We start from the raw sequence: 15,138 nt of genomic DNA on the forward strand, positions 1-15,138 counted from the left end.
TCGATTAATTAAATTGAAAGTAGTTTAACTGATTTACAAAGCCAGGTGCCCATAGAGAGTATGAGGTCCAATCCCAATCAGCACCAACCGCCAACCACCTCTGCGCGTTTTGCAAACACAATAATTCGGGTCAGAATAAAATTAAAACGCTCTACGCTGCCTTCTGCTCTAACGGTTTAATTTTAGTCAGCGTTTCTGCCATCCGTTCCTTTTGTGTGGCCGTTTCATAATCCATTTGTAAACCAGTCCAAAATGCATCATTTAGGCCAAAGTATTTGGATAAACGTAAGCCTGTATCAACGGTAATCGCGCGTTTTCCGGCAATAATTTCTGCGATACGTGCTTGCGAAACACCGATCTCTTTTGCCAGGCGATATTGGGTAATACCGTAAGGTTTTAAAAACTCTTCAAGCAATATTTCACCGGCAGTGGGGTATGCAACTTCACGCATGGTTTTGCTCCTTGTTTGGGTGGTTAGTGGTAGTCCACAATTTCAACATCAAATGCTTGACCGTTCTCAAATCTGAAACAGATGCGCCACTGGTCATTGATTCTGATACTGAACTGGCCTTTACGGTCACCTTTTAAAGCTTCGAGACGATTGTTGGGCGGTATTCGCAACTCTTCAACCCGAAGAACCCGATTGAGCATGGCTAGTTTACGCATGGCGACAGTTTCAATATTCGCAAATCGAGCAATACGAGTGCCATTGAATAATAGCGCTACATCGTTATCTTTAAAGGATTCGATCATGGCTTAATACTATCGCATGGCGATAGTATTGTAAAGCAATCGAAAATCGAACTTCTAAGCGACTCGTTATGACTAAAATGTTTATCGTTCCAGCGAATTTTCAACCTCCAAATCTTGAGCAAATGTTCATTGCCTGAGCAGACAGATTCTTCTAAGATTGCATTACAAATGAATTACATGTGAGGTGCTTGATGAAAACTGCGACGATTCCTGCTTTGCGGGTGGAGCCAAAGTTGCGCGATGCGGTTGAAGAAGTGTTGGCTGAGGGCGAAACACTTTCAAGTTTTGTCGAGGAAGCGTTAAAAGCGAACATTCTGCGCAGGCAGCATCAGCAGGCGTTTATCACCCGAGGTTTGGCTTCTGCCGATATCGCGCGTCAGAATCAGGAGTATTACAGCGCAGAGGCGGTGTTGGATGAATTGCAAACCATGCTGGATGAGACCAAGCCTTGAGTTACCGCGTACGGTTGACTAAAGAGGCGCGGGAAGATTTAAAGCGTTTGTATGCATTTTTACTCTCCAAAGATAGAGCGGCTGCCGAAAAAGCGTTAAAAGGTATTCATCAGGCCATTGAGGCAGTGACGCTTTTTCCCTACACATGCCGAAAAGCGTTGGACGATAACGCTTTTTTGCGCGAGTTGGTGATGAGCTTTGGTGATTACGGCTACGTGGCCTTGTTTGAAATTGAAGCGCCGGACATCATCACGATTATTGCAGTGCGGCATCAGCGTGCAGATGATTTCTTTTAGCGGCATGCTTGTTGTTTGATTTGCGGATATAACTTTTAGGGTTGCTTGTCACAACAATATGCAAACAAAACCATTACGGCTTAACCCTAAAAAGCTGTTACATTCCAAGTGGACAGCGGTAAAGCCTGTGAATAAAGAAAAACATTTTATGGTGACTAAGCTCATTATTGCAGACGAGGAAACGCAAGTGATAGAGGTAGTGGAGATTGAAGCGGTGATGACTGGGCGCATGCAAGTGATTGATTGGCGTGCGTTGCAAAACCGCGATGCGTGGAAGCAGGGGGGGGGGGCGTGAAAAATATTGCGGTGATTGGTGCGGGGATGGCAGGTTTGGCTTGTAGCCAGACCCTTCAACAAGCCGGGTTTCTGGTGACGGTGTTTGAAAAAAGCCGTGGGCCCTCTGGGCGGGTCTCTACGCGCCAGGGCGAAGGCTGGCAGGCTGATCATGGTGCGCAGTATTTTACGGTGAGCCAGCCACCATTTGAGGCGCAGGTGCAAAAGTGGTTGCAGCTGGGCGTGGTGGCCGAGTGGCATGGACGTTTGTATGAGGCGGATGATTCCGGTATCCGCCCCAAGCAGTCTGAAAAAAGACGCTATGTGGGCGTGCCACGCAATACTTGCCCGGCGCGGCAGATGGCGCAGTCTTTAACCGTGGAGCTGGAGCAGACGGTACAGGAGATTACCTTTACCGAGGGCAAGTGGCGCGTGAAGAGTAAAGAACACGGCATTTATCCGCAGGTGTTTGACAAGGTAGTGCTGGCGATTCCGGCACCACAGGCACAAGCACTATTAGGATTTAATCTGGAGATGCAGACACTGGCTGCCAGCGTGAACATGCGCGGTTGCTGGGCATTGATGGGGCGTTATGCACATACGCTGGATTTGCCATTTGATGGCTTGTTTGTGAATTCCGGGCCGCTGAGCTGGGTGGCGAGAGACAGCAGCAAGCCAGGCCGATTGCATGAAGGCAGTGCGGTTAAAGAGGTGTGGGTGTTGCATGCCAGTGCTGAATGGTCTGAGGCGAATATTGAGCGTGCGCCAGAAGAGGTTGCAGTAGAACTGGTAACGGCATTTAAGGCCTTGGGTGGTGAGGCAGCCATGGAACATAGCACGCACCGCTGGCGTTATGCAGATTGCGCCCAATACCTGCACCAAGGCTATGCCTGGGATGCTGCGCAGCAATTGGGTTTGTGTGGTGACTGGCTTAACGGCGGCAAGGTGGAAGGCGCATGGATGAGCGGCTACCAGTTAGCGCAGGAAATGATACAGGCTTGCGAGCCTTGTTATTAATTTGCCGCTTATTGGAAGACACTGGAATATATAAACTTGGTGTTGACTACACCATGCCATACATCTAAGGCTACACAGAAGATGTGGTTTTGATAAATGCTTCAAAAGCATCAGCAGGTAAAGGTTTGGAAAACAAATACCCTTGTACTTCATCACAGCCACAATCACGCAAATGCTTGAGTATGGTTTCGTCTTCCACGCCCTCGGCGATAACATCCAAATTCAAGGTATGTGCCATTTGTACAATCGCGCGGACAATGGCGGCATCGTTGGGGTCGGTATTGATGTCGCGCACAAACGACTGGTCGATTTTCAGTCGGTCGATATTGAATTTTTTGAGGTAGGCCAGGCTGGAGTAGCCAGTGCCGAAGTCGTCGATAGCGAGTTTGACCCCGAGTTTCTTGAGTCCATCAAGCTGGGCGAGCAGGTGGCCGATGTCTTCAAGCAAAATGGATTCGGTGAGCTCCAGCTCTAGCAGTTGCGGGTTGAGGCCAGTTTTTTCCAGGGCTTTGATAATCACTTTATCCAGGTTGCCACGGCGGAATTGTACGGCAGAGACGTTGACGGCAACACTTAGCGGTGGCAGGCCATTCTTTTGCCATTGCATGCATTGGCGGCAGGCTTCTTCAATAATCCATTCCCCCATTTCTACAATGAGGCCGGTTTGTTCGGCAATGCTGATAAATTGTGCCGGAGGTTGCATGCCATTTTGCGGGTGATGCCAGCGGATCAGTGCTTCTGCGCCAATGACCTGTGCATTTTTGAGGCTGATCTGCGGTTGGTAATGCAGCTCAAACTGGTGATGGGCAAGCGCTTCACGCAGGCCATAGGCAATATTGAGGTAGTGCAGGCTGTCGGTATTTAGTTTTTCGGTAAAGAAGCGGGCGGTGTTACGTCCTTCTTCCTTGGCTTGAGACATGGCTTTGCGTGCGCGGCCAAATAGTTTTTCAAAGTCATGACCATCGGTGGGGTAAACGGCAACGCCTATAGAACAGGAGGTGGAAATGTTGCTGCCCGCAAAAGCAAATGGCGAGGACACTTCAGTCAGCAGCATATCCACCATATAGTTGATGGAATCATCATCGTGGATATTGTTGAGCAAGATAATAAACTCATCCCCGCCGTGGCGGCTGATGGCGTCTGTTTCGTGCAAACAGCCTTTGAGCCGCTCGGCAAACAGCTTGAGTAGTTTGTCGCCTGAGGCGTAGCCCAGTGAGTCATTGAGGAATTTGAAGTTATCAAGGTTGAGTGCCAGCAGGCCGATTTTTCGATTGCTTGGTGCTGCGATGGAGATGGCGGCTTCCAGCCTGTCCTTGAATAGCGCAATATCGGGCAGGCCAGTCAGGGCATCATGCGAGGACAGGTACTGGATTTCTTTTTGGGCCGACTTGAGATCACTGATATCGCTGAAGGTGCCCACATAATGGGTAATATCGCCTAGCTCGTTTCTGACTTCACTAACGGACAACCATTCTGGAAATATTTCGCCATTTTTGCGACGGTTCCAGACTTCGCCGCGCCAATGTCCAAAATGCGTGATGCTTTCCCACATGGCGCGGTAAAAAAGCTGATCATGCAGGCCTGAGGAAAGCATTTTGGGTGTTTTGCCTTTGACATCCTCAATGCTGTAGCCGAGCACCTTGGTAAAAGCAGGGTTCACCGACAGAATTTTAAGGTTGGTATCGGTCACCATAATGCCTTGTTCGCTGCCTTCAAAGACTTTTTCAAATTGGCGTAGTGACTCCTGGTATTGGTTGCGGTTGAGCGCTATCCCAATAATCGAAGACCCGATTTCCAGTAGCATGCGGTGAAACAGGCTGGGTTCGCGGTGCTCAAAACTGGAGAGGGCAAACGTGCCGATGACTTTGTTTTCGGCAGAAAAAATAGGGATGGACCAACAGGCCCTGATATCAAACTCATGGGCCAGGTGGCGGATATCTTCCCAGCGTTCATCGGTAAAGGTGTTGCTGACATATTGTACCGTCTGCTGGTAGATGACATTGCCGCAGGAGCCCCCTCCGGGGCTGGGGCGCAAGCCGTTAATTTTCTGGATTTGTTCTGGAGTGAGGCTGGGTGCAACATAGACATTGAGGTACTGGGAATGGTCGTCCATGAGCATGACTGAGCTGAATGAATTAGTCAGCAGGCTTTCTGCCAGCAGGCAGGTTTGTTTGATAACCTCCAGATGCTCTGCGCCCTGGGCAATTGATTTGAGGATGGCGCGCTGCAAGTTGAGCAGCTGTGTTTGTTCTTCAATAGACAGCGCGCCGCTATGCGAAACGCTTTGATGTGATACCGATGACGCTGTTGTGTGTTGGGCGCTCAAAAGAGTATCCAGTCTTGATGAAGAGTGATGTGTTAATCAGTGTTATCCTTTTGTGCATTGGTGTCAATAGTTCTGGCTGGGTGTGCCAGTTGAGGGAGTATCCATTTGCGAAACATCAGCGGGGTGATCAAGGTCGTGACCACGCCCATCAGCACCAGGACAGAGAACAGGTCCTGGCCGATAAAGCCACGTTCATAAGCAATGCTGGCGATGACCAGTTCCATGACGCCGCGGCCATTGAGGATAAAACCGATCCCCAGCGCATCACTTTTAGAGAGGCCGATGAGCCGGCCACCCAACCAGCCAGCCAGGATTTTGGTGGCAATTGATACCGCCAGCACTACAGCCACAAACCAGAACGAATCTATGATCTGTACCTTGAATTCAAGGCCAAGGTAGGCAAAAAACACGGGGGCCAGGAAACCGCCTGTAATTGAGCTTAACGTCAGCTCAAGCTCTTTGTAGCGTTCGGGCAGGAAAAACGTACGGTCTATGAGCAGCGCACCAAAAAAAGCGCCGATCACAAAATGGAAGCCAAGGGCTGAACTGACTGAGCCAAATACTAGCACCAGCAGCAGCAATAGACCAAACAGGGCTTCATTGCCAATGAAATGGACCAGTTTTTCTGACAGCAGGTCGATATGGATGCCTTTTTCTATCGCCTTTTTGATCAGCAGGCTGACTGCCAGGATCAATGCCATCAGCAAGATCAGTTTCCAGCTGGCATGAAAAATCGCACTGCCTACTGCCTGAAAAGATTTTTGTTCTGGCAAGTTAAGAATCACCCCTAGGACCAGCAACGCGGCGATGTCGTTAAAAATCGCAGTGGCTATTGAGAAACGTGCAATCGTCGAATCCAGCAGTTTGAAGCTTTGCAGGATGCTAATGGTGACCGGCAATGCCGTGATGGAAACGCACAAGCCAAGAAAGATAGTGCGGCTGACATCCAGGCCAAAACCGACCCCCACCAGGATACCGCCAGAAAGAGGTAGCAAAAATCCCAGGAGCGCGATCACCGCGCCTTTGCCGCGCATGGAGTCGATGACTTCCTTGAAGTTCATTTCCAGTCCGGCAGACAGGACGATCAGGAAGACAGCAAATTCAGAAATGCCGGACAGTGCCGGGGTAGGCGAAATCAGGTTCAACAGGCTAGGGCCAAGAATCACGCCTGCCAGCATTTCGCCGATGATGGCAGGCTGGTTAATGCGGCTGAACAGTTGACCCAGCAGGCGCGCGGTGACGATGAGGATAAGCAGAGTAGTCAGAAAAGGCATGCTGTTCTCTTTGTTTTCTTACAAGACATCCTGCAGTTGTGGATGATTCTGCCGGGTTTGTGCAGGTATTTGAAATGCAGCTACGGTCATGCGACCTTGAGTGTAAATCATTTATGCAGGGAATGGCATGCCTGACTTGTAAAATAGCTGCTGATTGAAGAAAGTTGGCAGCCAGGTTCAGTTGGTCAATACCTGCATCATTTCCTTGCGGTTTTTGCGCGTGCGCTTGTTGGCATACATGCGCTTGTCTGCGATACGCATGAGCTCTTCCGTACTATCGGCTTCATGGCTAAACACGACCCCCACACTGGCACCAACACCAATAAAGCCTTCTTTTGCTATTTCAAGGTGCGTGTATTCGAGTTGATGCTGGCACCATTCGATGTCATCTTCATGGCAGATCACGGCAAACTCGTCTCCTCCCAGTCTGTACAGCTGGCCACTCGTATCCAGTTTTTTCAACAGGATCTGGGCAAAGCTTTTAAGCAGGTGGTCACCAGCTTCATGACCAAAATGATCGTTGATGTGTTTGAGATTATCAATGTCCAGGAACATGAGGCAGCCATGCTCAGGGAATTGCAGCATCTGGTTTTCAAGGGCATGGCGGTTGGGCACGCCCGTAAGCCGGTCTGTCATGGCTAAAGAACGTGTACTCTGTAACTCACCCAGCATATGTTCTTTTTCGTGATGCAGGCGGTTGATCTGGTAGGCCACCACCAGCGAAAGCATGATGGCTTCCACGGCAACCGCGACCAGCCCTAGCTGTTCTATCGTCCATGCATCTGAGCTGAGTCGTTGTGCGGTGATTGAAAGCCCCCCCAGCACGCCAAAGACAGCGACAGCAATCAGGTAGAGCTGGGCAACACGGTGTTTTTGCAAACTGAGGCGTAAGCCGCTGATTAAACCAAACACCAGGAAAATCGCCACGCCATACCGGTCCATTTCCAGCATCCAGTTGGGGAATAGCATGGCAGTCACCATTAATGCGACCAGTGCAAGACGCACTAACAGCGACAGGTGGTAAAGCTTGGGATGATGAAACTGGTTGATGCCCAGCAAATGGCAGACAAAGCTGATATAAGCAAGGTTGGAAAACAGGATAGGTAAACTGGTCAGGTAAAAACAGTGCCATTCAAATAGTTGCTTGAAAACGCCTAGCGCTGCACTTTGAAAAATCAGGTTACCCAGGATAAACAGGGCATACATGCGCTCGGTCGGATGGCCTGGGGTGGCACCAATGGCAAAGTAATAGGTGAATATGCCCAATAAAACGCCCAGTAATATCAGGCTGATTGCCGTGGTGAAGTTGGTCTGTTGCTGGTATGAAGCCAGGTCAGTCACAAAAAGTTCGGGTTGCGCCAGATAATAAGGGGATTGCAACCAGGTGACCAGGCGGTAAGTCCCTGGTAACAGGTGAACGATGTGGCCATGCCTGAGCAGGAAAGAATCTTTTGCCTGGCTGCTTAAACCGCCCTCAATGATGGTGGTCTGCTGCTTGCCATCAGTGATTTCGTGCTGATAATGGGCAATGGTTGAAGTGTTTTTGAAATCAATCACATACTGGTTGGCTTGCGTGATGGTGAGCACACTCTGGCAGACAAATTTACCGCCTTGCAAGGGAATGCTGGCGATGACAACCCCCTTGCTGTTCATGCAAGTAGTGCCCAGCAGCGTTGGGTCAGCTGAGGCCTGAGGCATCAGCACAACCCATGAGGCCATCAGCATCCAGAAGAGAAAACGTTGCAAGCCTATTGTCCGAAAAGAGTCAATTCACGACGGAGTGTACATGAAAAGTTCCTGCGCGACGGCTGGGCCAAAGCATTAAAAAACGCAAAGAATTACTAACATGTGGTTGTTAGGGGAGGGGTGACTGCTCTTAGGGGCCGTTAACGCTATTTCAGTTGCCGCTGCTGGAGAGCATTTATTCGTTGCGCAACATCGACCATTGAGCGTTAACAGGCTCTAGCCTATCGTTGGGTTTTCATCGGCATTTTTTGTCATGGTGACGAAGAGGGTTGCCATTGCTTGGCAATCTGGTCACACAGCAAGTCCAGATTATGCCCCATGGCGCGTACCAGGGCAGGATAGCCATCCTCAGCCAGTGGGGTCGTGAACCTGAATGATTGGGGTGGCAGGGATGAGCCTCCTGATTGCCATTGCCCACTGAGCACAGCATAGCCCTGCATATGACCATGGAACTGGTCTATGGTGATATTCAGGCTGTTAGAAGCGACTGCCAGGCCCGGTTGTGGGTCGACCACGATGACATGGGCCAGCCGGCTGGCCAGGCGTGTACGCAGCCCACGGCGTAATTCTTGCGACAGGTTGTCTACCCACAAGTGATCACGTGCAGGGCGCATGGTAATGTCATCGAGCTGTATCACGATGCGGTCAGTATCCAGGTAGTCGGCCAGCTGGATACGGTTTAGTAGCAATGTGTTGGTCGTTGTGCTTACCGAGGGGCTATCTCGTTGTGGAGCGCTGACTTCCGGCAGGCTGTAGCGCTCGGTTTTAACCGGCGGATTGGATTGAAAGCACGCGCCGAGACTGAGGGTCAGTATCAGCAGCATGCCAAACCGGAAATGTCTTGTTGAGGTCATTGTAGAGATTGTCATAAGCCATCAATTCCTTACGGTTTGGCGGGGGCCAATGGCACAGGGTCATTGCCGGGTTTACGGTCAAACAAGATGGCATTGGGCTGCTCGTTCAAGGTCCGCGCCAATGGCTGGATATCCCGCAAAGCCTTATCCAGGCGCTGCAGGGTGGTAGTGAGCTCCTGGTAGGCCGTAGACTCCGGCGAAAGGCCTTGCAAGGTGCCGCGCAACGCTTGCATGGTGGCGCGCAACTCCTGCATGGTCTGGTTCATATTAGACGGCATTTGTTGCACGTCAGGCTGGTTCAGCAACTGGTTGACCTGTTGGCTCAGGGCGCGGATTTCCTGCATGGTTTTTTCAGATTGCTGCAGGTTTTTATCCAGGCCGGAAAGGACTGGCTCCACATTGAGCCGGTTCAGTTTATCCAGCAGGTCAGACAGTTTTTGCTCAATTTGCGCCAGGTTGGTAGCCGTGGTGGGCATCACTGGTAGACCTTCAAAGCGTTGGGTGCGGTAGGTTTTGTGGACATGCTGGTCCATATTCAGGTCGACAAAGACCGAGCCGGTAATCAGGTTGCCGGATTTAAGGGTGGCATGCAGACCACGCTGCAACATATGATGCATCCTGTCTTTCCATTCCTGGAGGTCAGCCTTGCCATTCTCTGCCAGACGGCCAGGCTCCAAATGGATGAGGACCGGAATCGCATAACGGAAATCCTTTTTGCGCTCAGGCGAATTGAATTTCCACGGTACGCTGATCACCGTGCCTATACGCAAGCCCCTGAACTCCACGGGGGCACCTTTGGATAACCCGCGCACGGTATCATCTACCAGCAAGACATATTCAATGAACTGGTCGTAAATCTGCTGGCGTGCAGCGTCTTCATTGGCGTAGAGCTCAAATGTGGTTTCGGAGACGACTGGTTTGCCCATAGGACGGTCATCCGCATGCCCAAAACTGACCCCGCCTGCGATCATTGATTCAACCGTAGGAATATTGGCTTTGAAGCCTTCGGAATCCAGCTTGACGTCTATGCCCACTGTGGTCCAAAAACGTGAGTTTTCGGTAACCAATACATCATAAGGATGTTCGATAAACAGTTCGTGCTTCATCTGGCGCTGCTTGGGGTCGAATACCGCGCTGACGACACGGCCGACGCGCAAACCCTGGTAAGTCACCGGGTCGCCTACACGCAAGGCATTGCCGACTTTGCCGATCAGGTTGACATGCACGCCCTTGGCGCCATTAAGTGAAATGGGTGGCTGGTCCAGCACATTAAACTGGTCGGTTTCTTCTGCGCTTTTACCAGGTTGCAATTCAATATATGCGCCAGAGATGACGGTATTAAGACCACTGATGCCTTCCAGCCCGATACGCGGTTTGACCACCCAGAGCTGGGTATCCTTGACTAGCATGGGTTCGGCTTTTGGCGTAATGCGCGCGATGACTTCTATATGTCCCAGATCTTCTGATAAAGTGACTTGTTCCACCTGCCCGATATCCACGCTGTGTACCTTGATTTTTGTCTTGCCGGCCTCTATGCCCTCGGCATTGGTCATGGACAAGATAATTTGCTTGCCAGCCTTGGTGTAGTTGTCATAAATCAGCCACAGCCCGATCAGAAGGGCCACGATAGGCACAATCCAGATCGGTGAAATTCTCGCTTGTTTGCTGACATTAGCCAGCATATGGTTATTCTCTGTCATGCGTATTTCCCTGGGTATCCCATAGCAGGCGTGGATCAAATGTCATGGCTGCCAGCATGGTGGTGATCACCACCGCGCAAAAGGCAAGGGCAGCCGGGCCGGGAAAAACCGACATCAGGTTGCCCGATTGTATCAATGCCACCATGATGGCAACGACAAACACATCGACCATGGACCAGCGGCCTATCAATTCGGTCAGGCGGTAAAGCCCGGTTTTCTGCTTTGCGTTCAAAGGGCCGGGGTATCTTGCCAGCCATGACAATAGTACTAATATCAGCACTTTGAAAATCGGCACCAGCACGCTGGCCACAAAAATCACCACGGCAATCGGTTCTGAGCCATGTTGCCATAACTCCAGCATGCCGCCAATAATCGTTGAGGCATGTGTTTGGCCCAGCGAAGTGGTAATCATCATCGGGTAGGCATTGGCCGGGACGTATAAAATGACCGCTGTCAGCAACAAGGCCGAGGTGTATTCCAGGCTATTGGGTTTGCGCATATGCAGGTTACTGCCACAGCGGCTACAAGTATGCCCTCTGTCAGAAGCGGTGGCCGGGAGCATGTTAATCAGGCCACAAGTGGTGCAACCGATGGCATGCTGTTCGGCAGCACTCGTGCCGCAACGCAGTCGCGTATCGGGAGGCGGCTCCCCGGCCAGCCTGAACCATAACCAGTCGATATCCACAGAGCGTGTGGTCATCAGTAATAACAACGCAAACACGCAGTAGGCCCAGAAGGAGGCGCCCAGCTGAACCTCACCAATCTCGGTGAGTTTCACCAGGCTGACCAGTGCGGCAATCATGAATACATCGGCCATCATCCACGGGTGCAGGCGTGAAAACAGGCGGGCAATCACGTCGCTATGAGCGCGCGGCACGCGACGTAACACATTGGCCTGCATGAGAATCACCCCTATCAGGTACAAAGCCGGCAAGAAAATGGCGGTACAACTCACAATCAGTGCAACAATCGGTTGATGCACGTTGACCAGGGTCAGGGCTGTCTGCGGTAGCTCAATCTGCGTATCCAGGCCATTGGTATCCATGCTGATAAACGGGAACGCAATGGCAATCAATAAACTGAGTAATGCACTCATGGCGAGCGCAATGCTGCGTTGCACGGGGTGCAAGTGCCGTCTGGCCAACACATGACCACAGCGCGGACAGCAGGCATGTTCGCCGGGGCGCAGTACGGGGATGGCACTGACCAGGTCGCAGGCGCTACAAGCCCGCAAACGCCGCCATTTTGTTTTTTTCTCGGTCGTCATTCGGATAGGGGTCGGTGGTGAAGTTACCTGCCTTTTCACTGGCATGGTAAACGGGTTGGATTTGAATAAGCAAGAAAAATTCCTTGCGTATTCTTAGCCCAAAAAAATTGCAAGCTGATCGCTTTTGACCTTGTAAAGCAAATCTGACAAAAAGATCAGTTAATCCAGCCTATTGATCTTAATGACTTAAAGGCAAGATTTGCGCTCTACCACATTATTTTAACTACGACGTTAGGAGAGTAGCATGAGAACAGAAGAAAACATGAAGTCCAGCAAACCAGCCACTGGCAAACAGGCGGTCGGCAACAAACAGTCAAGTCCCAAGAATTCAAATTCCGTCAAACACGACGCCATCGTTTTGCTCAAGCAGGATCATGCCGAAGTGAAAAAGATGTTCAAACAGTTTGATAAGTTAGCCGAAAAAGAGGACATAGAAGGCAAAACACAGATTGCCAACAAAATCTGTGCGGAGCTGATTGCGCATACGATAGCTGAAGAGGAAATCTTTTACCCAGCTACCCGTGAAGCCATTGACGATGACGACCTGCTGAATGAGGCCAAAGTAGAGCATGACAGCGCCAAAGAATTGATTACACAAATACTGAGCATGAGTCCTGAGGATCCCATGTACGATGCCAAAGTCACTGTGCTGGGCGAATACATTACACACCATGTGGAAGAGGAAGAGACAGAAATGTTTCCTATGGTGCGCGAATCTAAAAAGGTAGACCTCAAGGAAATGGGTGCAATGATCACTTCTCGCAAAGCCGAAATCATGGAAGAACTCTGTGACATGGAGGGTGAGGTTGATCCGCAGCAATTACAGGCCAAGATCGGCATGAGCGCCAAACATTAAATGCGTTTTTCCATAAAAAAAGGAGCGTGAAGCTCCTTTTTTTGCGGCCTGGTTAAGAAGTACCTATGTTTGATTGCGTCAGGCCGCGGTCAGGCTATTTTTAATTGGCAAGTTGCGTATGCGCTTGCCGGTCGCCGCAAAAATCGCATTCGTGAGTGCAGGCGCGATGGCTGCTGTGCCTGGCTCACCAATGCCACCGGGCGCTTCGCTGCTTTGTACAAGATGAACTTCAATCACGGGTGATTCACGCATGCGCATCACGCGGTAGTTGTCAAAGTTGCTTTGTTCCACCTTGCCATTGTTGATGGTGATTTCACCCCATAAAGCGCCGGAAATGCCGAAATTAATGCCGCCTTCCATTTGTGCTTTGACATGGTCAGGGTTCACCACCATGCCGCAGTCGACCACACAGACCACGCGTTTGATGTGTACCTCCTCCTCTTTGACTTCCAGTTCCGCCACCTGCGCTACATAAGTGCCGAAAGCGTATTGGACTGACAATCCTCGTCCTGACCCTTTGGGTAAAGGTTGACCCCATCCTGCTTGTTTGGCTGCCACTTCAAGTACATGTTTCGCGCGGGGGGAGTTTTTCATGTTGGCCAGGCGATATTCCAAAGGATCTTTGCCAACTTTGTGTGCCAGCTCATCAATAAAGCTTTCCACCATAAACGTATTATGTGTAGCGCCGACGCCACGCCACCAGCCGGTGACTATACCAGGCGGCTCTTGCCGGATATATTCGACAAAAATATTGGCAGGCGCATACAAGGGTTCCCGGGCCACTTCTACCGCATCCGAGTCCAGCCCATTTTTGAAGAACTGTGGAATCCAGCGTGCCATGATGGAAGAGCCGGTCACCTGGTGTTGCCAGGCCGTGATATTGCCGTCCTTATCCAGCCCGGCAGAGAGGCGGTCGTGATAATACGGGCGGTAAATGCCGTGCTGCATGTCTTCCTCGCGCGTCCACACCAGTTTGACTGGATAATCCACCGTCTTGGCAATCGCCACTGCTTGGTTGATGAAATCCACATCCAGGCGGCGGCCAAAGCCGCCACCAATATGATGGTTATGGATAAATACTTTTTCCGGCGGCAGTTTGGTAATGCCCACCGCACCTGCCTGTGCCATGGCCGGGACCTGGGTGCCTACCCACACATCGCAACGGTCTTTTTGCACATGTACCGTGGCATTCATGGGCTCAATGGCCGCATGGGAGAGGAAGGGCAATTGATATGTGGCTTCAAACTTCTCATCCGCTTTGGCAAACGCTTCTTTGAAATTGCCATCTGAACGGGCCACTGCGCCTGGCGCCGCGCGGCCTTTGTCGCTGGAGGCCTGGTTGAGCTGCTGGACGATGTCTTTCATCATCAGCGTTTCATTGCGGCCACCATCCCATTTGATGTCGAGCGCGGCCAACCCTTGCTTGGCTGCCCACATATGGTCGGCAATGACGGCGACGGCATCGTCCAGCTTCACAATCTTGCGTACCCCTTTAATGGTGCGCGCTTTTGAATCATCGACAGAAACGACTTTGCCGCCCAATACCGGACTCATTGCCACGGTGGCAATTTTCATGTTGGGTTGCCGCACATCAATGCCATACACGGCTTGACCATTTACTTTCTGTGGGGAATCCAGCCGTTTGATGGGCTTGCCTATGAGGGTGAACTCTTTGGCTTCTTTAAGGGTGACTTCTTGGGGCACGGGAAGCTTAGCTGCTTTTTCGACCAGCTCGCCATAGCCTATTTTTTTGTCTGAGCCAGTGTGTAACACGTAACCATTTTCTACACGGCAGTCTTTGGCATCCACATTCCAGTCCTGGCAGGCTGCACTGACCAGCATGGTCCTTGCGACGGCACCGGCCTTACGCATGGGTTCCCAGGCGCCACGGATAGAGGTCGAGCCGCCAGTGACCTGTCCGCCTAATAGTGGATCAGCGTATTTCTTTTCATCTGCAGGGGCTTGTGCCAATTTGACCTGTGCCGGGTCTACGCCCAGCTCTTCGGCAATCAGCATGGTAATAGAGGTGAACGTGCCTTGACCCATCTCTACCTTGGACATGACGAGGGTGACCACGCCTTCTTTATCAATGCGGATAAAGGCATTCGGGCTAAATGCATCCCTGGCCGCCTCTTCACTGTTTGCTGGGGTGGAGTGGCCGTCTTTGTCTTCAAACATTTTTGGTAGCGCAAAGCCTATGAGCAGGCCGCCGCCTGCAGCAGCACCGGCAATGATGAAATTGCGGCGTTTCATGCCATGCTCAGAAAGGGTTTCGGAGTTTGCGGGTGTTTTGTCGGAGGTGCTCATGCTGGTATCCTTTCTCG

14 protein-coding genes are annotated in these 15,138 nt (G+C 51.1%); 5 read left to right on the top strand and 9 right to left on the bottom strand.

What is annotated here, in order from left to right:
• Nucleotides 1-151: 151 nt before the first annotated feature.
• The gene (locus ACJ67_RS06370; RefSeq protein ID WP_049638355.1) at nt 152-451 is read right to left on the bottom strand and encodes a HigA family addiction module antitoxin; all 300 of its coding nucleotides are present in this window, start codon (nt 449-451) and stop codon (nt 152-154) included.
• A 23-nt stretch (nt 452-474) separates the two neighbouring features.
• Entirely contained in the window at nt 475-753 is a 279-nt protein-coding gene (locus ACJ67_RS06375; RefSeq protein ID WP_049638356.1) for a type II toxin-antitoxin system RelE/ParE family toxin, read from the bottom strand.
• 191 nt (nt 754-944) lie between these two features.
• On the opposite strand from ACJ67_RS06375, the gene ACJ67_RS06380 reads away from it, so the two are divergent.
• From ACJ67_RS06380 to ACJ67_RS06395, 4 genes are read left to right on the top strand one after another with little or no spacing between them, the layout of a single operon-like run.
• Nucleotides 945-1,205, top strand: coding sequence for a YlcI/YnfO family protein (locus ACJ67_RS06380; protein ID WP_049638357.1), 261 nt, complete (start codon nt 945-947; stop codon nt 1,203-1,205).
• On the top strand, nt 1,202-1,501 hold the full coding sequence (locus ACJ67_RS06385) for a type II toxin-antitoxin system RelE/ParE family toxin (protein WP_049638358.1): 300 nt from the start codon (nt 1,202-1,204) through the stop codon (nt 1,499-1,501). The genes ACJ67_RS06380 and ACJ67_RS06385 overlap by 4 nt, the downstream gene beginning before the upstream one ends.
• Before the next feature lie 58 nt (nt 1,502-1,559).
• Entirely contained in the window at nt 1,560-1,796 is a 237-nt protein-coding gene (locus ACJ67_RS15115; RefSeq protein ID WP_049638359.1) for a TIGR02450 family Trp-rich protein, read from the top strand.
• Nucleotides 1,793-2,791 carry an NAD(P)/FAD-dependent oxidoreductase gene (locus ACJ67_RS06395; RefSeq protein ID WP_231587269.1) on the top strand — a complete coding sequence of 333 codons (999 nt, stop codon included), beginning with the start codon at nt 1,793-1,795 and terminating at the stop codon, nt 2,789-2,791. Before ACJ67_RS15115 ends, ACJ67_RS06395 begins: the two co-directional genes overlap by 4 nt.
• A 70-nt stretch (nt 2,792-2,861) precedes the next feature.
• Here the strand turns inward: ACJ67_RS06395 and ACJ67_RS06400 are convergent, their stop codons facing one another.
• From ACJ67_RS06400 to ACJ67_RS06425, 6 genes are all read right to left on the bottom strand, one after another.
• Complete coding sequence (locus ACJ67_RS06400; RefSeq protein WP_231587270.1) at nt 2,862-5,117, bottom strand: EAL domain-containing protein; 2,256 nt, start codon at nt 5,115-5,117, stop codon at nt 2,862-2,864.
• A gap of 32 nt (nt 5,118-5,149) precedes the next feature.
• Complete coding sequence (locus ACJ67_RS06405) at nt 5,150-6,391, bottom strand: cation:proton antiporter (RefSeq protein WP_049638360.1); 1,242 nt, start codon at nt 6,389-6,391, stop codon at nt 5,150-5,152.
• Nucleotides 6,392-6,568: 177 nt separating this feature from the next.
• Complete coding sequence (locus ACJ67_RS06410; RefSeq protein ID WP_231587271.1) at nt 6,569-8,137, bottom strand: diguanylate cyclase; 1,569 nt, start codon at nt 8,135-8,137, stop codon at nt 6,569-6,571.
• Between the two features lie 251 nt (nt 8,138-8,388).
• A complete protein-coding gene (locus ACJ67_RS06415) occupies nt 8,389-9,006 on the bottom strand; it encodes a membrane integrity-associated transporter subunit PqiC (protein ID WP_231587272.1) in 618 nt (205 codons plus the stop codon).
• Between the two features lie 14 nt (nt 9,007-9,020).
• Nucleotides 9,021-10,691, bottom strand: a complete 1,671-nt coding sequence (gene pqiB, locus ACJ67_RS06420) for an intermembrane transport protein PqiB (protein WP_049638363.1) — start codon at nt 10,689-10,691, stop codon at nt 9,021-9,023.
• Nucleotides 10,678-11,925 carry a paraquat-inducible protein A gene (locus ACJ67_RS06425; RefSeq protein WP_231587273.1) on the bottom strand — a complete coding sequence of 416 codons (1,248 nt, stop codon included), beginning with the start codon at nt 11,923-11,925 and terminating at the stop codon, nt 10,678-10,680. The genes pqiB and ACJ67_RS06425 overlap by 14 nt, the downstream gene beginning before the upstream one ends.
• A 277-nt stretch (nt 11,926-12,202) precedes the next feature.
• Between ACJ67_RS06425 and ACJ67_RS06430 the strand changes: the two genes are divergently transcribed.
• A complete protein-coding gene (locus ACJ67_RS06430; RefSeq protein ID WP_082163936.1) occupies nt 12,203-12,814 on the top strand; it encodes a hemerythrin domain-containing protein in 612 nt (203 codons plus the stop codon).
• A gap of 78 nt (nt 12,815-12,892) precedes the next feature.
• Here ACJ67_RS06430 and ACJ67_RS06435 read toward each other — a convergent pair whose 3' ends face one another.
• Nucleotides 12,893-15,121 carry a xanthine dehydrogenase family protein molybdopterin-binding subunit gene (locus ACJ67_RS06435; protein ID WP_049638364.1) on the bottom strand — a complete coding sequence of 743 codons (2,229 nt, stop codon included), beginning with the start codon at nt 15,119-15,121 and terminating at the stop codon, nt 12,893-12,895.
• Nucleotides 15,122-15,138: the final 17 nt, after the last annotated feature.

Origin of the sequence: Methylophilus sp. TWE2 (genome assembly GCF_001183865.1) — a bacterium.
Lineage (GTDB): Bacteria > Pseudomonadota > Gammaproteobacteria > Burkholderiales > Methylophilaceae > Methylophilus.